The organism is Leptolyngbya sp. Heron Island J, from assembly GCF_000482245.1.
GTDB lineage: Bacteria > Cyanobacteriota > Cyanobacteriia > Phormidesmidales > Phormidesmidaceae > Leptothoe.
Genome location: NZ_AWNH01000015.1, coordinates 55,865 through 73,924, shown reverse-complemented (window position 1 = coordinate 73,924; position 18,060 = coordinate 55,865). Strand labels below are relative to the sequence as shown.

Genomic DNA, 18,060 nt, shown 5'->3' with positions numbered 1-18,060 from the left:
CTGATATAGTTGCTTACCGAATAGGCAATCTTTCTCGGAAAACTACGTAAATAACCGTTGGACGCCAACCCTGTGTTTCTTGTAATGTCACCTGCAGACAATCTATCTCCTACCCGCGACCCCTAAGGGATATGAAATCACTTCTTCGTCAACTCACCACACTATCGGCTATAGCAGCTACCACCTGTAGTGCAGCGATTGCGTTGCCATTGCAGGTATCGGCGGCTCAATTTGGCCAACAGCCGATTGCCGATGACCGTATCGTTGCTGTAGCCGAACCTGTAAATAATGGTCGGTTTTATAACCTGTTGATTATTGAGCAGCTGAGTTCGGCTCGGCGCTGTTGGCAGGAGCAAGGTAATAATCCGACAATCGTAAATCCGCTGCTGCTGACGTTTGATTTTTCGGGGATTTGTGGTCGGAGTTCCGATAGCAATGGCTATTCTGTCCGCGTTAATGGAGAAGACTTAGGGTCGCGCTATCGTCTCCGGGTGGAGCAGCAAGGGGATAGTTTGGTGCTGGTGGCGTCACCCAGCCCTTTACAGCGAGGTTTGCCAAAGCTGGAACTGGGTCGTTCTACCGGTGTGGTGAATGATTTTGTCAAACTTGAGCTAGATGCCGGTTGGACGCTCACCCGCCGCGTATTCAACGGTCAGACTCTGGGGCATATTTATCTGACTAATAATCAGCCTTTGGACACCGTGATTGCAGCGTCAGGGGCAAGACAACCAACTAGCCCTAGACCGCCAATCAGCAGCCCGACCCCCAGACCGCTGCCAACGCCGCCCAGTGGTAACCCGTTACCTCGTCCAGGTTCACCGCCACGAAATAATGACAATATTGATTACCAGGTGATTGTGCCAGGTGGGTCTGCCCTGTTGCGATCGCGTGTCAATTCGGTAGAACCGGGTGCCTTTCGAACTACGGTCAATGGTCAGTCAGTCATTCAAGCTGGGCGCTTTCGTGAGCAGTCCCGTGCCAATGAACTTCGTCAGCGGTTAGTGCAGGCAGGACTCTCAGCTCAAATTGTCGAAGTGGCTCAGGTGAACTCACCCACAACGCCAACACCGTCCACACCCTCGGCAAATGTCATTTATCAAGTGATTGTGCCAGGTGGGTCTGCTCTGTTGCGATCGCGTGTCAATTCAGTAGAACCGGGTGCCTTTCGAACTACGGTCAATGGTCAGTCAGTAATTCAAGCCGGGCGCTTTCGTGAGCAACCCCGTGCCAATCAGCTGCAGACCCGTTTGCAAAATGCTGGTCTTGATGCACGCATTGTCCAAACAACCGGCACGGCCGCTAGCCCACCCTCAAGTCCGTCTCCCAGATTGCCAACACCTGCGGCTAGACAAGGAGAGGTGCTGATAATGATTGACCCAGGCCATGGGGGACGCGATCCAGGGGCTGTAGGCCGGAACGGTTTGCTGGAAAAGGAAATTAATATTTTCATTGCCCGTCGTTTGCAGAGTACTTTAGAGCAGCGTGGCTATCGAGCAGCCCTTACCCGTACCCAGGATGTGGAAGTCGATTTACAACCTCGGGTGGATATTGCCGAGCGGGCTAATGCCACCATATTTGTCAGTATTCACGCCAATGCCATTAGTCTGAGCCGCCCTGAGGTGAATGGGCTGGAGACCTATTACTTCTCGACGGGGCGCAACCTGGCCCGTGCTATCCATAGTAGTGTACTGCGTAGTACAGACCTGCGCGATCGCGGTGTCCGCCAGGCTCGTTTTTATGTTCTTCGCAATACTTCCATGCCCGCAGTCTTAGTAGAAACCGGATTTGTCACCGGTCGTGAAGATGCGACCCGGTTTCAAAGTACTGCTGCCCGTGAGCAAATTGCTGATGCCATTGCTCAGGGAATTATCGACTACCTGCGCTGATCCAGGTGTGCTAGAACCTCGGATTATGCTCATGATCAATGCACTCTTGGTTGTTCCAAACTGCTCCATTCTTTTCGCAATTGCTCTGATCTTTGCGAAACGGTAGCACTGTCGGGTGGAAAGACGGATCTTGAGGTTGTCGTGAAGTGTTGGCGTAGACTGCTTGGTAGCCATAGCGAAACTTGACCAATCCGAGCATACACCCCATGCCTACCATGCTAGCTATCATGCAAAGGGCTGGTGCCAATATAGGTTGATGGATTGGTGTGGGCCTGATGCGCTGTTTGTGTCTCATGGCTGTGGCGAAATAAAACCGAGCTGGGATAGTGCAAAAACCGGATCTCTCTAAGAGGCTCTAAGAGACTCGGTTTGTTTGAGAGGGTGCGGCGATCGCAAGCGATGCTTGGCCAAAGCCTGGTGATAGGTAAGATGGCCTATACGGTTTATATCTAAAGCCATCAGCATTTCCACTCAAGAAAACTACTGAAGTTTTCTTGAGGTTTAGGTAAAGTGCCAAAATCTACTTAAATCTAAAGCTGTGCTTGGACTGGAAGTACCTGGTTAATCGCAGATTAATTGCACTGGTTGAGATCCATGTCTTAAATCATGCTGGCGAGCCAGCCATGCTTGTTGTAACCATGGCAATTTGCCAGCCAGTGGCAAAATCTGCTGGGCGATGGCTAATTTCCAGGGAGATGAGCGAATGACCTTTAAGCTATTGGCTTCTCGGATCTGTAGGGTTTGCGATCGCACCACTTCCGGCATTCGTTGTTGTTGAATCGTAGGTAAGGCGTTATCTATCGTCTCTAAAGTCTTTTGAAGGGCCGGTACCAGGTAGTTTGTAGCCACAATCGCATCTCTTAGGGCTAAATTAATCCCTTGGGCCCGTATCGGGGACATTGGATGGGCTGCATCCCCTAACAGTAAAACCCCAGGTCGCCACCACTGGTTACAGTGGCCAACCACCACATTCAAGCGCACCGGTTTACTAACCGCACCACGCTGGGCCAACACATGGGCCCCTAGCCAATCAGGAGCAGATTTTGCCGCTGCACTCAGCCAATCAACATCGCCTAACTGGCCTAATCCACCTTTAGGCAAAATCAGTCCATACTGCAGTTGGCCATCCCATGAGGTGTAACAACTAGCAGGATGCTGCTGAGCTTTGGCCATTAAGTAAAACTGACAAGTCTTCTGCAACTGTTGGGGAGCTGGTAGCTTAAACCACAGCACATCATACTGATCCGGTTGCAGTTCAATGGCCAACTTGGCTTTTCGCCGCACTAATGAGCCACGACCATCACAGCCAACCACTAAGTCAGCGCGTATTTCTGTGGTGCTGTTGCCTAGCTTAATCTGGACGCCAACTACTCGATTGTTCTCCCATAGCAGATCCTGCACCTGACAGTCTGTCTTAAACTCGAAACACTCATGCCGACTGGCCTCCTCCACCATGCCCTGGAGTAATGCAGGTTGGGAAATAATATTGAGCGATCTTTCTCCTAGATCAGGTTCGGGAATAACAAAAACCTCTTGACCGCCTAAGTGAATATTCCAGGATTCCAGTCGGCGGTGAGGTAACGTTTTCAGCAGTTCTGACAGACCCATCTGGTGCAGTGCATCCATGCCTGCAGGCATCAACCCTTCGCCGCGAAAAACTCGTTCGAAAGTTGTTTCTTGTTCTAGTAGCGTGACGTGAATGCCACTGCGAGCCAGTAATAGAGCTAGGCTAGCACCAGCAGGCCCCGCACCGACAATAATGACTCGCTTAGCCATGATCGATCTGGGGGACTAACGACTGACTGTTAACTGTTGTGTCTGCTCTGATGCCATTGGTGATTGCACGTTGGCTCTGACAGCACGAAACATGCCAAATCGACAGAGCCCAGCACCAAAGGCAAGACGCATTAATAGTAGGGTCGGGACCTCTCGTAGGGATTTAATGAATCCTGATGCACCAAAGCGGATCAGCCCTTTAGGACGAACAATACCTTGCCAAATTGAATCCAGCCATGAGGGCAGAGTCGCCTGTGTCCAGTCTGCAGTAACCACGCTACCGGCTACAAACCCCGTTGCTTCAAGGTTTTCAGCAAAGCCTTCAATGCTGGCAAAGGCAGGATGAGACCATTGGTCTAATAATTGCCGCATCACCGGCTTTTCCCAAAAATTGAGTGGTACCTGGCGATCATCTCGCTGATTCCAATCTGCCAAGACCAAAATGCCACCGGGTTTAAGCACCCGCATCAGCTCGCGGGCAAATACCGCCTTATCAGGCATGTGGGGGCCCGCTTCCACCGACCACACCACATCAAAGCTGGCATCTGGAAACGAGAGGGCCATGGCGTCGTCTATCTGAAACTGAGCTGTAACACCTGCTGGTGTTAGCTGCTGAGCCCGCTTTACCTGCTGAGGACTAATCGTTACACCGGTGACCTTAAACTGATACTCTCTGGCTAAAATTCGACTACTGCCACCAATACCGCAGCCCACGTCCAACACCGTAGTACCGGGGGCTAACTGATCTAATCCACCCCACTTCACCATTTCGTGGACAAAATCTGATTTAGCCTTAAGAAAATCCTTGGATCGTGGCGGTGATCCGTAGTGCCCTAAGTGAATATGCTCGCCCCAGTAAAACTCCAGGATGCCATCTTCAGTCCACTGGTCGTAGGAGTTGGCAACTGAGTCTGAGGACTGATAACGACGGGCTGTCAACAGATAAGCTGCCACTCCCAGTACGGACAATGTCAGGAGTAGCTTGAGCACAAAAAGTAGACCCATGGGAGATACGCAGGGATGTAAAAAGAAGATAAAGTTGTAACGCTGCAGCAACGTCTGGAAGCTGACGTTTCCAGGCTTTGCTTAGAAACGATACATTCCTTTACATTCTAATGTGTAGGGTGGCTATGCGGGTTGGAAGCCCTACAGATATCTACATCACCCTAAAGGGCTTTGAATCCTCTGTGAAGTTGATTGGCAGAACCGTCTCGATAGTTTTCTCTCTCAGATGAAAAACTACTGGGACAACGATTATCCGTTGTTGGCCTCCACCCATTGCCTAGCGTGATCTACCACTGCTGATTTTCCCGAGTATCTTTAACAGCCGCCATAAAAAATAGCACGGTGATGGGGATGCTCAAGGTTAAAACAATGGCAGTGGGTACTACACCCAAGTCTGGCTCCCCGTAGGCAAGCTCAAACACAGACCCTACACCGGCAATGGCGGTGATGCAGGTGCCAGCCAAAAATAAACCGCTTTTAGGGGTCACAGTATTCTCCTAATAATGAAAAAACAGTTGTTGCATGGTCTTGCGCGTAGGGGTGTTGCAGGCAATGCCCCTACATATTCCTAGGCAACGTTTCTAACATCATTGGCAGAAAATCCGCCTTTTTGCAGTTCTTGGGCCAGGGCAATTCTATTTTCTACCCGGTCAACAAACATGACTCCATTGAGATGATCCATCTCATGCTGAATCACACGGGCTAAAAGATCATCAGCCTGGATTTTTTGAGGACGACCATTTTCATCCTTAAAGCTAACTTCGATCGCAGCTGGGCGAATCACGTCAAGAAAGACACCGGGAATGCTCAGACAGCCTTCCTGGCCACAGGCCATTTCTTTGCTGTGGCGAATAATTTTAGGATTGATGAGTACCAGGGGCTGGTTAGATGCCTCTTCCGGATCGGTATCAACGACTAGAATCTGCTTATGAACGCCCACTTGGGGTGCAGCGAGTCCAATACCATCCTCGCTATACATGGTTTGCAACATCTTTTGGGCTAGAGCACGAATGTTCTCATCCACTTTGGCCACTCGTTTCGTTGCCTTTCTGAGGACGCGATCGCCCAAATAATGGAGTTCAAGAGGCGGTTTTTTTAACTTTTTTTTGCTGACTGAAATACCCACGGTTAAATTGATTAGGCTGATGGATCTAACCTTATCCTAGCAATTAGGGCTTCATCTCGCGTATGCCATTCCAATGTATGGAGGGGTGTACGCTTGAACGCTTTAGGCTGTGCCCTGGGGTAATATCTTCATCGGGCTGCTTGTGTGTTCTGCATTGTTCATAGTTATTCCTCAGCGTGTCAGTCAGCATGGGTAAGTTTTTTACTAAAGCTAGCTATCTTTTGCGGGAGACCTTTTTGGGGCTGCAGCGCGGTGGTTGGATGAATTGGGCTGCCGTGAGCACGATTATGGTGCTCCTATTCCTATTTGGGATTAGTTTGCAGGCAACCTGGCAGGTGGAAAGCTTACTGAATCAGTTTGGTAGTCAACTAGAAATTGCGGTTTATCTAGAAAGTGGTGTAACTGCCGATAGCCTTAGCGATCGCATTCGCAATTTAACCGATGTTGCAGAAGTAGAAACAGTCACAAAAGAAGAAGCCTGGACGCAGCTTAGTCAGGAACTGGGGATTGAAGATATGCCCCAGGCTACCGAGCAACTTAAGGGTAATCCTTTAGTAGACGAAATCAAGGTTAGGGTCAGAAACTCTGAAGCGGTGCCCAGTGTAGCGACTCAGCTGGAAGGAATTCCTGGTGTTGATGAGGTTCTCTATATTACAGAAGCGGTACAGCGTCTGACTGAACTTAATCAGGGATTGCAGTATGTCAGTTTTGGGGTGCTGGCAATTTTGAGTTTGACTGCGATCGCAGTGATCACCACCACCATTCGCCTGATTGTCATGGCCCGCCGCCGAGAAATCGAAGTAATGCAGCTGGTGGGGGCAACATCAGTATGGATTTACATGCCGTTTATTTTGCAAGGCATTACCTTTGGACTCATGGGCGCACTGATTGCCTGGGCATTATTAGTGGGCTCACATCAGTCCCTACAGCGCCTATCCGCCCAGCAACCCGAATTTTTACAGTTTTTGGCCGTAGGACTGCAGTTTACGCCAAGACAGCTAATCTTATTGCCAGCATCCCTATTTGCCTTGGGTAGTCTGGTGGGTCTGCTCGGTAGTTTAGTGGCTGTACGTAAGTTTGCTGTACGTGCCTAAATACCTCACGTGGCTTTCTGACAGTAGCTTCTTTAAAGCATAAAAAGCGGTTTCCAAAAAAAAACTCCCACCCCATCAGGGATAGGAGAGATAAACGTTTCGAGTGAAAGCTGTTATCGATTTTAAGAGTCTAGTAAGCCAGACCCATGCTACGAGTAGTCTCAGCACCCAGATATACGCGAATACTCAAGAAATCAGTCGGGCAAGCGGTCTCACAGCGCTTGCAGCCAACGCAGTCTTCAGTCCGAGGGGAAGAGGCAATTTGCCCAGCTTTGCAGCCATCCCAGGGCACCATTTCCAGTACATCCGTTGGGCAAGCCCGAACACACTGAGTGCAACCAATGCAGGTATCGTAAATCTTGACCGAATGAGACATCGAAGGAATGCTCCAATATTATTAAACGGTTTCAGCTATATAGCGGCTTGACGATGGCATTAAACAGCTATCTAGAGTGCGTCCCGTAGGATATATAAATCACATCTCAGAGAGCTTTGTTTACATTAACCAAAGTTAGCCAGAAGAGTTCTCCAATCAAGCTTTAGTCTATCAGTGCCGTTTTTTGGGAGCAGGGCAACGTGTCAAAAGTTTATGGATTGTAATATTGTCAGGTTCTAGTCCTTCCCAGTTGCCAGTGAGTCGAAATGCAGACGTCGTCTGTCCATGTAGGGCGCACGCTTTCCTATAAGATGAAAAAATGCCTAAATCCGGATAAACGTTCTGACGTCCTGGGGTATTCCAGTCTGGGTATTTAGGTCATGTTCTTTGCTGCCGCTGAAAAGGAAATTTGGAGATTATGGCTGACGACATTTTAGGAAAGGTTCAGAAAATCGTATCGGAGCAGCTCGGTGTTGATGTAGCTGAGGTTAAGCCTGAGGCTAGCTTTGCCAACGACTTGGGTGCTGACTCCCTCGATACCGTTGAGCTGGTAATGGCGCTTGAGGAAGAGTTTGATATTGAAATCCCAGACGAAGCGGCTGAGAACATTGGCACAGTGCAGGCAGCTGTTGACTTTATCAAAGAAAAATCGCCCGCATGAGCGCCCTTGCCTGTTTGAAACTCTGTTTTTTTAATACCTTGGGACCCTTACCCTTGTGTCGATGACCATGACAACTACTGAAAAAAAGCGCGTTGTGATTACTGGGATGGGGGCGATTACCCCCATCGGCAATACTTTAGAAGCCTATTGGCAAGGCCTGCTAGCTGCTAAAAATGGTATTGGGCCAATCACACTGTTTGACGCATCGAAGCACAAATGCCGCATTGCGGGTGAGGTCAAAGGGTTTGATCCTTTGGAATATATAGATGCTAAAGATGCTAAGCGGACTGACCGATTTGCTCAGTTTGCGATCGCAGCTAGCAAACAAGCCTTAGCCAATGCCAAGCTCACCATCACCGATCTCAACGCTGAACAAGTGGGTGTCATGATTGGTACAGGGGTGGGCGGCCTCAAGGTCATGGAAGAGCAGCAGTCTGTGTATATCAACAAGGGACCCAATCGCTGTAGTCCCTTTATGGTGCCGATGATGATTGCCAATATGGCAGCTGGTCTAACCGCCATTCATACCGGTGCTAAAGGCCCTAACTCCTGTGCAGTGACTGCCTGTGCTGCCGGGTCTAACGCTATCGGCGATGCGTTTCGTATTGTGCAAAACGGCTATGCCCAGGCCATGATTTGTGGCGGTACCGAAGCTGCAATTACGCCTTTGTCATTTGCCGGATTTGCCTCCGCTAGAGCCCTATCTACCCGCAATGATGATCCGGAGCACGCTAGCCGTCCCTTTGATAAGGATAGAGATGGCTTTGTGATGGGCGAAGGCGCTGGCATCTTGATCTTAGAAGAACTGGAACATGCCTTGAGTCGCGGTGCGTACATTTATGCCGAAATGGTGGGCTATGGCATGACCTGTGATGCCTATCATATGACGGCTCCAGTACCGGGTGGAACCGGTGCGGCTCGTTCGATGGAGCTAGCTCTCAAAGATGCAGATGTTTCTCCGTCAGAAGTTAGCTACATTAATGCCCACGGGACCAGTACCCCGGCCAATGATCCAACCGAAACGGCTGCAATTAAAACGGCTTTGGGGGACCATGCCAAACGGATTGCTGTAAGTTCTACCAAATCTATGACGGGGCATTTGTTAGGAGGCTCCGGTGGTATTGAGGGTGTGGCAGCCTGTATGGCGGTAGCCAATGATCAGGTGCCTCCTACGATTAATTTGCAAGCGCCTGATGATGATTGTGATCTAGACTATGTGCCCCATCAGAGTCGTGCCCAAACTGTAGATGTGGCCATGTCTAATTCATTTGGTTTTGGTGGTCATAACGTGACCCTAGTTTTTCGCAAGTATCGTAGCTAGTGCTACAGCTTGATAGGTATAATGACCTAACAGAAACATTAATTAACACGAAGGGTTGACCTGTTGTCAGGTTACTGTTCGTACCTGAGCATGTTCCAATTAATGAATGTGCTTGAAAGTCACGGTATAGGCTTAGACCAGTGGCTCTCCTTTGACAAGGTTGGGGTGGTTAACTCTCGTGCTCGGTGGGGTGCTGTGGAGGTCTGTCACAATCGGTTTTTGTGGATGAGTGGCTAAGTCCCTGCTCCCAACTGTTGTCTGTGGAATGTTTTTGCCACGTGGTTATGTGCTTGGGACTATGGGTTTAACCCTACAGGGTTAGTGCCCTATATCTAGAGTACACAATTATGTATGTAGATACGTACCTGTCCGTTTTTTAACCCATGCTTTGACGTGTTGGGGGTTACCTATTTGGTTGCTCTCAATCTGCTATCACCATCAGCAAAGGTGCGTTCGTCTACTTTGTTCACACCTGGACTGTACCGTTGTTAACTACTTGGAAGACTATGGCTGTTGCAACCCAATCTCTTGAAACGCAGTGTATTAATGCCATTCGGTTCTTGGCCATTGATGCTGTTGAAAAGGCTAAATCTGGTCATCCCGGTTTGCCCATGGGAGCTGCGCCAATGGCGTTTGTTCTGTGGGATCAATTTATGCGCTTTAATCCCAAAAACCCTCAGTGGTTTAATCGGGATCGCTTTGTTCTGTCTGCGGGTCATGGTTGCATGCTGCAGTATGCACTACTGCATCTGACGGGTTATGACAGTGTCAAGTTGGAGGACATCAAGAATTTCCGTCAGTGGGGGGCGACTACGCCTGGGCATCCTGAAAATTTTGAAACTCTTGGTGTAGAGGTGACTACTGGTCCTCTAGGTCAGGGTATCTGTAACGGTGTGGGTTTGGCGATGGCGGAAGCTCATCTGGCGGCTCGTTTTAATAAGCCTGACTGTACTCTGGTTGACCATTATACCTATGTGATTTTAGGTGATGGGTGCAATATGGAAGGAGTGTCTGGTGAGGCATGCTCATTGGCCGGACATCTGGGGCTGGGTAAGCTGATTGCCCTGTACGATGACAATCATATTTCCATCGACGGTTCCACTGACATTGCCTTTACTGAAGATGTCAGTAAGCGTTTCGAGGCCTATGGTTGGCATGTATTGCATGTGGAAGATGGCAATACTGATTTAAGTGCGATCGCAAAAGCCATTGAAGAAGCCAAGCAAGTAACTGACAAACCCACTATGATCAAGGTGACCACCACCATTGGTTATGGCTCCCCCAACAAAGCGGATACCGCTGGTGTTCACGGTGCGGCTCTGGGTGATGATGAAATCACCTTAACTCGTCAAAACCTGGGTTGGAACTACGCGCCGTTTGAAATTCCTGAGGACGTACTGACTCGTTTCCGTCAGGCTATTGATAAGGGTGCCAGCGCTGAAGCTGAGTGGACTCAGACCCTGGCTACCTATCGCACTAAGTACGCTGATGAGGCGGCCTTATTCGAGCGGATGATTTCTGGCAAGCTACCCGAAGGGTGGGAGGCTGCCCTGCCAACATATTCTCCAGAAGGTAAGGCTATTGCCACTCGGAAGACTTCTGAGGCCACATTAAATGCCTTGGCTCCTGCAGTTCCTGAGCTGGTGGGTGGTTCTGCCGACTTGGCAAAATCTAACAACACTTTGATGACAATTTCTGGTGATTTCCAGAAGGGTGCTTACGAGAATCGCAACCTGCGCTTTGGTGTGCGTGAGCATGGTATGGGAGCAATCTGCAACGGAATTGCGCTACACAACTCTGGCCTCATCCCCTACTGTGCTACGTTCCTGGTGTTTGCTGACTACATGCGGGCAGCAATTCGCTTGTCGGCACTGTCTGAAGCAGGTGTTCTCTACGTCATGACCCATGACTCCATTGGTCTGGGTGAAGATGGTCCCACTCACCAGCCTGTAGAAACAATTGCATCCTTACGGGCAATTCCCAATCTCTATGTGATTCGTCCGGCGGATGGTAATGAGACGTCGGGAGCCTATAAAGTTGCGATCGCAAGCCGCAAGACACCTACACTGATGGCGTTCTCTCGTCAGAATCTTCCCCAACTAGACGGTAGTTCCATTGACGGTGTGGCCAAGGGAGCCTACGTCATCTCGGATGATGCAGGTGCTGACCTAATTTTGATTGGTACTGGCAGTGAAGTGTCTCTCTGTGTTGAAGCAGCTGAGCAACTGCGGGCCGACGGTCAAAAGGTACGTGTAGTTTCCATGCCTTGCTGGGAGTTATTTGAAGCCCAAGATGCTGCCTATAAAGAATCTGTTCTACCTAAAGCGGTGACCAAGCGTCTGGCGGTTGAAGCTGGTATCTCCATGGGGTGGGGTAAGTATTACGGTGCTGAGGGCGACATCATTAGCGTTGATCGGTTTGGGGCATCTGCTCCCGGTGGTCGCATTATGCAAGAATTCGGCTATACCGTTGAAAACGTAGTTGCTCGCGCTAAAGCTCTCTAATCTAGGAAGCTCTTCTATGAGGACATCTATTGGAGATGTCCTCATAAGTTCTTGGTGAAACTGAACGGTGAAAGCAAAAGACGGAAAACTGGAAAAACTGTTTGCAGTAGCAAAGTTCCAGAATTCTAATGTGTCGTAACCATCCCATATATCGTTGGCTGAACGGAGTCGAAGCCAACTTTCCCAGCCAGCGCCTTTCGACTCCGCTCAGGGGATGCTCACAATTTGTCCTAACCAAACCTTCACTGGCTATATAAAACAAAAAAGCGGAAGTCGCGAGTAGTGGCTTCCGCTTTTTTGTTTTATATATTGCTGCCTTAGGCCTATTTGAGCCAGTCTTTACTCTGCAGTTGATCCAGGTACTTCAGGTGCACCTAGATCAGCAGGAATTGTTTCCGCTGCCGGAGCTGTTTCTTCAACGGGTAAGGCATCTACCGAGGTAGGTAATTCACCAATTGGAGTGGCTAGCCAGCCAGCACTTAGAATCACCGTAATTCCCATAAACAGAATAGTCAGAAGCCAGGTGGCACGATTTAGCGCAGTTTCAGCACTCTTGGTACTCGTAAACATCTGGGCCTGACCCCCCAAAGCACCAAGACCATCGCCCTTAGGGCTGTGAAACAGTACCAAAATAATTAACCCAATGGCAGAGACTAGCCATACCACCTGTAAAACCGATATTAGCATTGCAAATTTTTAGCCTGACTGTTCCTTAAACCAACCTAATATGTGACGCTCTAAAGGATCTAGACCCTTAGTCCTAACGCCAAACTATGGTACCTCAGGGCATGGTGCCATGGCGAACCCTTTGATATATCCTGTATCCCTACTTCTACGTTACAGCGATACCTTTACGGGGGTACGATTACGCTTTACATCAACAGAAATGGGAACAAGCATCGATTTACCAGTCATTTCCTTGGGTTGAGGTAGTTTGAGAATTTCTAAAATGGTGGGTGCAATATCAGCTAAACAGCCATTTTGACGGAGCTCAACCTCACCACCACGACCTGGAATCTTTAACCGTTCCCCTTCTAACAAAATAAATGGTACTGGATTAGTGGTGTGAGCCGTCCAAGGTCGACCTTCTTCGTCCCACATATACTCTGCATTGCCATGGTCTGCAATGATAATAGTGGTACCTCCAGCCTGGCCGACAGCATCAAGTAACCGCCCTAGCTGTACATCAACCGATTCAAGAGCTTGCACAGTGGCTTCCATATTGCCTGTATGTCCAACCATGTCAGGGTTGGCATAGTTGATCACCACCAAGCCATACTTCCCTTTGCTAACAGCGGTAATGGCCGTATCAGTAACAGACTTAGCGGACATGGCCGGTGCCTTATCATAAGTAGCGACCTGGGGGCTTGACACAAGTTCTCGGTCTTCACCTTCAAAGGGATCTTCCCGACCACCGTTAAAGAAGTAGGTGACGTGGGCATATTTTTCGGTCTCTGCAGTGCGAAACTGCTTAATCCCATGATCAGCCACAACCTCACCCAGAATGTTGCTCAGGTTTTGAGGCTCAAATGCAACCTGTACAGGTAGTGAGCCATCATACTGAGTCATGGTGACAAAGTTTAAGGGAGCGATACGCTGTCTATCAAACCCTTTGAATTTAGGATCAATAAAAGCTTGAGTAAGTTGACGGGCGCGATCGGGGCGGAAGTTGAAGAAGATGATGCCATCGTTGGGAGCAATGACACCAGATTCTAAACGAACTGGCTCGATAAATTCGTCGGTAACGTCTTGAGCATAGGCAGCCTGTATAGCTTCTAAAGCAGTCATGCCGCTACCGTTACCCTGATCTGTCATCACGCTGTAGACCTTTTCAATACGATCCCAACGTTGGTCGCGATCCATTGCATAGTAACGACCGCTAAGAGTGACAATGCGTCCTATTGCTTGCTGGTCTATGTGAGTCTGAAGTTTTTGAATTGATGATTGAGCGGCCTTGGGTTGGGTATCACGACCATCGGTAATGGCATGAATACAGACGTCTTGAATGTCTTGGGCTTTAGCTAAATCTAGAAGACCTAGCAGGTGATTCAAGTGCGAATGTACGCCACCTTCAGAGCAAAGGCCAACTAAATGAAGTTTGCTACCGCTGTAGCGGACCTTTTGGCATACGTCTAATAAGGCCTGATTTTCCTGAATGGAATCGTCTTCAACTGCATCGGAAATACGAACAAGTTCCTGAGGCACAATTCGACCTGCTCCGATGTTCAGGTGCCCTACTTCGGAGTTACCCATTTGGCCATCGGGTAAGCCCACGTGTTTACCTGAGGTCTGAATTAAAGTGTGTGGGTAGGCGGCCCAAAGACTATCGATGACCGGGGTTCTGGCATTTTTAATTGCGTTTCCATTGTTCTCATCGCGATATCCCCATCCGTCCAGGATGACGAGAACCATTGGAGAAACAGACTCCTGCGCCATACTTACAAATCCTTCTTCCGATTATGAACGACTGTGCCTTTTACTTAGCGAGATCATATCACTCGCGCTTTCCCAATCATTAAGGTTTTCTTAACAAGACCTTTTCGCCAGGAGAAAATAGCCTGTAATGTCTGGCTCAGAGACTTACTGAACCACAATTGGATATCTAAGTTCGCCGTTTCTAGGTTGCTTGGTCATGCCTACACTGCGATCCTTACCAGCCATTTTACCTATAGATAACAGCGCAAATGGTTACTAAAAATTATCGAGAATATAATGGTTTTAATTATATTTTTGACTTACGCTCCCCCTGATTTGTCAATGAGTCAAACTACTCATTCAAGGCTATTGCTTATCAGATGATTGCCCTGGTCAAATAGGTAGAGGGTCACTTTTTCTGTGCCTGGGTACCTGCTAGAAATAGCAATCGACCAATGCTTGCCCACTGTAATACCTACAAGTTTAGTTTGAGTTTTGAAGTCAGCACTCAGAACTATAGAAAGGTTTCGGGAACATGATGATAGTTACAGGACGACATCATGCATTTCTGACCTGAAAATAGACTGCTAGATTTTGTTAGCTTTTCTTTTTGGCTGCTGCTTTTGCCTTTTGTTTCTCTTTTTGCTTTTGGCGCTTAGCAGCTGTCTTGGCAGCGCGTTCCGCTTCTAGTTTTTCCAGCCGGGCACGCTCTTTTTCCTGTTCTATTTTTTCAAGATAGTAGCTGTAGTCTCCACGATACAAACGCAGCTCACCTTCTCGAATTTCAACGATCTTATTGGCAACTTGGGAAATAAAGAATCGATCGTGGGAAACAATCAGCACCGTGCCATCGTATTCTTGGAGGGCTGATTCCAACATTTCTTTGGCGGGGATATCCAGGTGATTAGTGGGCTCGTCTAGAACCAGGAGGTTAGCTGGAGCCAGTAGCATTTTAGCTAGGGCTAGACGTGCTTTTTCCCCGCCACTGAGGGCGTTAACAGATTTGCTTACCATGTCGCCGCTAAATAAAAACCGACCTAGCAGTGTGCGGACTTCCTCGTTTTTCCAGGTGGGGACCTCATCATGGATGGTGGCCATCACAGTTTTATCCAGGTCTAGAGCCTCTGCCTGATTTTGCTCAAAATAACTAGGGATGACATTGTGCTCCCCCAGGGTAGCTGAGCCCTCTACAGGCTCCTCTAGACTCATGATCAGCCGTAGCAAGGTGGATTTACCAGCACCGTTAGGACCGACAAAAGCGATGCGATCGCCCCGCTCAATCAATAATTCTGCCCCAAGAAACAGGATGTTATCTCCGTAGGTATGGGTCAGGTCGCTGATCTGTACTACCTCACGACCGCTGCGGGGGGCAGGTGGAAACTTAAATTGCAGAGTTTTAGCGTTAGAAATTGGAGCTTCAATCCGCTCAATTTTTTCTAACTGTTTCTCACGGCTCTTAGCCTGGGTACTACGGGTAGCGCTGGCCCGGAAACGATCGACAAAAACTTGCTGTTTGGCAATTTCCTTTTGCTGACGATCATAAGTAGCTTGCTGAGCCAGTTTGGTTTCTGCTTTTTGAGCCAGGTATGCACTGTAGTTACCCAGATAGGTGGTTGAGACTCCCCGCTCGGTTTCGACAATATGGGTACAAAGACGATCTAGGAACTCACGGTCATGGGAAACAATCACCATGGGGGTTGTTAATCCCTTTAGGTAGCTTTCTAACCACTCAATGGTTTCTAGATCTAAGTGGTTTGTCGGCTCGTCCAATAGCAGTAAGTCTGGCGCTTTGAGCATGACTTTGCCCAGGCCCATACGCATTTGCCAACCGCCGCTAAATGAGCTGACAAGGCGCTCTCCATCATCATTGTGAAAGCCCATCTCGGGCAAAATCTTTTCAATCTTGGCTTCTAGACCGTAGCCGTTTAAGGCTTCAAACTTGCGTTGTTCACGATCAAGTACTTTGATGAGCTTTTCTAGCTCATCTGGATCAGCCGTTTCCATTTGAATCGGAATTTCTGCCAGCTTGTGTTGGACGGCATTAGCTTCCTCAAAAACCGTCCAAAATTCTTCGCGAATTGTCCGACGAGGATCGACTTCAAATTCCTGATTGAGATAGCCAATATGCAGTTCATTAGGGCGAATCACATTACCGCTGGTGGGCTCAATCTCCCCCATGATGATTTTGAGCTGGGTGGATTTTCCGGCCCCATTCACACCTACAAGACCGATGCGATTACCTGGTTTGACTTCCCAGGTTACGTCCCGCAATACTTCTCCGGTGGGATAAACCTTAGTGATGTTTTCGAGACGCAGCATAAGTGAATAGTGGGATTACCAGCGTTGAATGTGTTCATAAACTTTAACAAATATCAACGTATACTTTGTTTGCTGCAGGTTAAAGCCTTGGTTTAATTTGGCAGTGAACTTAGCCAAAATAGTACCAATTAAGGTAATAGCGGGGCATCAGCAATATTCTCTAGCCCGATAGATTCTAGGAGTGTTTGCCAGCTATCTAGAGCCTGACGGTCGTTAGGTTGAGTGGTTAGATGATCGGTGAGGGCCCGGGTAGCATCAAACCATAGGCCATTTTCAGCTGCGATCGCAGCTCTATCGATCCCATCACTTTCTGCGAGGGCCGTTGCCAGTGTTGGCTCAGGTACTAGCACTTCAACAAAGCCATCTGCCATCATCACGGCAGCCAAATCGTCTGAGCAGTAAACGTCTACACTCCAGTAATAGTAATTATCTGGGCTCAGGGGAGCCAAACCAGCCGCTTCGGATAGCTGTAGCGTTGCAATACCAGCGGTTGACCTAGGGACAAACGTTGTTTGATAAACAGACTCGTAAATCCCATCCTCCTCATTGACAACTTCATACAGGTTGAATTCCACATAGCTAGCATTGTTGTCAGGCATATACCACTGGAATGCTGGGTAACGGTCAGTGGTGTAACCTAAGTCGTCATCTGGAAAGATAGAAGTCAGCTGCGGTGCTTGTGGATCGCTGATGCAACTTGAACCAGCTGGTGAACGAGTGCCGCCAGAAACGCGTACATTGGGAATGCCACGGGGTTGGGGTGTATAGCTAGGAAATGCTTCGGCGCTAGCGGCCATAGTAGTCAGCAGCCCCAACGCCACGGGAAATAGTGTAGAGAAAAGGCTAGAAATTTTCATGGAGACCTGAGATGCTTGACGTTAGGTGAGTGTGTTCAGTCGACTCAAGGTTGGAAAGCTAGGGTTTAAGATATGCGATCGCTAAACACTTATGAACTTTGATACTAAGCAGACCATAGGACAATTGCTGCTGAGCATGGGCGCTTTGGGGATCGTCCTAGCGCCAATCTTAGGTGGCAGTGCTGCTGCGATGTTAACTACAGAGCAGCACAGAGTAGCAAGTGCCGATAACAAAGACGCCCTGAATCGCAAGCAAGAGTCGCCTGAATCCGGTGAATTTGCTCGCTATGAATCTGCTCAATTTAGTGTGGATTACCCCAAGGAATGGCAAATAACCCCTCAAGGAGAGAATGGTTTGGCAATTGTCAGTCTTGCCGATGGCGTTAATATGCCTATTCGCACCGATATCGTAGTGCTCCGGGAAGATCCGCAGACGGTGGTTCCCCAGCGACTTGACCAACTTGTGGCTGAAGCGGTGGCTGTTCAACATTATTCTCTGGTTGCTATTGATGGCCAGTCAGGGTTTCGGATCTGGTACGAACCAGAGCAAGGACAGCGGGCTTTGATCACGTTTGTTGGCTATGGCAATTTACAGACAGTTGTGATTTCTAGCCAGTATGCCCAAGAGGCTGAGGCTGAGGCTCTAGTCACTCAAATCCATCAATCGTTTGTGAATCATTCAGTCACTCAAGCGACTACACCGACTACACCTTAGTTACG

15 protein-coding genes are annotated in these 18,060 nt (G+C 48.7%); 6 read left to right on the top strand and 9 right to left on the bottom strand.

The genetic code is table 11. From position 1 onward, the window contains the following. Positions 1-131 precede the first annotated feature (131 nt). Positions 132-1,886 carry a DUF3747 domain-containing protein gene (locus N836_RS45050; RefSeq protein WP_023071205.1) on the top strand — a complete coding sequence of 585 codons (1,755 nt, stop codon included), beginning with the start codon at positions 132-134 and terminating at the stop codon, positions 1,884-1,886. A gap of 561 nt (positions 1,887-2,447) precedes the next feature. Here the strand turns inward: N836_RS45050 and N836_RS45045 are convergent. The 4 genes from N836_RS45045 to def form a co-directional block, all read right to left on the bottom strand. Continuing rightward, positions 2,448-3,662 (bottom strand): FAD-dependent oxidoreductase, encoded by a 1,215-nt coding sequence (locus N836_RS45045; protein WP_023071204.1) that lies wholly within the window; start codon positions 3,660-3,662, stop codon positions 2,448-2,450. A gap of 15 nt (positions 3,663-3,677) precedes the next feature. Next, positions 3,678-4,667 (bottom strand): methyltransferase domain-containing protein, encoded by a 990-nt coding sequence (locus N836_RS45040; protein WP_023071203.1) that lies wholly within the window; start codon positions 4,665-4,667, stop codon positions 3,678-3,680. A 287-nt stretch (positions 4,668-4,954) separates the two neighbouring features. Next, entirely contained in the window at positions 4,955-5,155 is a 201-nt protein-coding gene (locus N836_RS45035; protein WP_023071202.1) for a hypothetical protein, read from the bottom strand. An 80-nt stretch (positions 5,156-5,235) separates the two neighbouring features. Further along, a complete protein-coding gene (gene def / locus N836_RS45030) occupies positions 5,236-5,793 on the bottom strand; it encodes a peptide deformylase (RefSeq protein WP_023071201.1) in 558 nt (185 codons plus the stop codon). Positions 5,794-5,981: 188 nt separating this feature from the next. Between def and N836_RS45025 the strand changes: the two genes are divergently transcribed. Beyond that, positions 5,982-6,887: a cell division protein FtsX gene (locus tag N836_RS45025; RefSeq protein ID WP_023071200.1), complete on the top strand. Its 906-nt coding sequence runs from the start codon at positions 5,982-5,984 to the stop codon at positions 6,885-6,887. Between the two features lie 130 nt (positions 6,888-7,017). Here N836_RS45025 and psaC read toward each other — a convergent pair whose 3' ends face one another. Then, complete coding sequence (gene psaC, locus N836_RS74415; RefSeq protein ID WP_006515950.1) at positions 7,018-7,263, bottom strand: photosystem I iron-sulfur center protein PsaC; 246 nt, start codon at positions 7,261-7,263, stop codon at positions 7,018-7,020. A 418-nt stretch (positions 7,264-7,681) separates the two neighbouring features. Between psaC and acpP the strand changes: the two genes are divergently transcribed. From acpP to tkt, 3 genes are all read left to right on the top strand, one after another. Further along, positions 7,682-7,924 (top strand): acyl carrier protein, encoded by a 243-nt coding sequence (gene acpP / locus N836_RS45020; protein ID WP_023071199.1) that lies wholly within the window; start codon positions 7,682-7,684, stop codon positions 7,922-7,924. Positions 7,925-7,991: 67 nt separating this feature from the next. Then, positions 7,992-9,245 (top strand): beta-ketoacyl-ACP synthase II, encoded by a 1,254-nt coding sequence (fabF, locus tag N836_RS45015; RefSeq protein WP_031291789.1) that lies wholly within the window; start codon positions 7,992-7,994, stop codon positions 9,243-9,245. 506 nt (positions 9,246-9,751) lie between these two features. Further along, positions 9,752-11,749, top strand: coding sequence for a transketolase (tkt, locus tag N836_RS45010; RefSeq protein ID WP_023071196.1), 1,998 nt, complete (start codon positions 9,752-9,754; stop codon positions 11,747-11,749). Between the two features lie 339 nt (positions 11,750-12,088). Here tkt and secG read toward each other — a convergent pair whose 3' ends face one another. The 4 genes from secG to N836_RS44990 form a co-directional block, all read right to left on the bottom strand. Then, entirely contained in the window at positions 12,089-12,436 is a 348-nt protein-coding gene (gene secG, locus N836_RS45005; protein WP_023071195.1) for a preprotein translocase subunit SecG, read from the bottom strand. Positions 12,437-12,586: 150 nt separating this feature from the next. Further along, positions 12,587-14,185: a 2,3-bisphosphoglycerate-independent phosphoglycerate mutase gene (gene gpmI, locus N836_RS45000; RefSeq protein WP_023071194.1), complete on the bottom strand. Its 1,599-nt coding sequence runs from the start codon at positions 14,183-14,185 to the stop codon at positions 12,587-12,589. 576 nt (positions 14,186-14,761) lie between these two features. After that, positions 14,762-16,483, bottom strand: coding sequence for an ABC-F family ATP-binding cassette domain-containing protein (locus N836_RS44995; RefSeq protein ID WP_023071193.1), 1,722 nt, complete (start codon positions 16,481-16,483; stop codon positions 14,762-14,764). Positions 16,484-16,611: 128 nt separating this feature from the next. Continuing rightward, positions 16,612-17,340 carry a DUF928 domain-containing protein gene (locus N836_RS44990; RefSeq protein ID WP_023071192.1) on the bottom strand — a complete coding sequence of 243 codons (729 nt, stop codon included), beginning with the start codon at positions 17,338-17,340 and terminating at the stop codon, positions 16,612-16,614. A gap of 91 nt (positions 17,341-17,431) precedes the next feature. Between N836_RS44990 and N836_RS44985 the strand changes: the two genes are divergently transcribed. Then, complete coding sequence (locus N836_RS44985) at positions 17,432-18,055, top strand: hypothetical protein (protein ID WP_023071191.1); 624 nt, start codon at positions 17,432-17,434, stop codon at positions 18,053-18,055. Positions 18,056-18,060 lie beyond the last annotated feature (5 nt).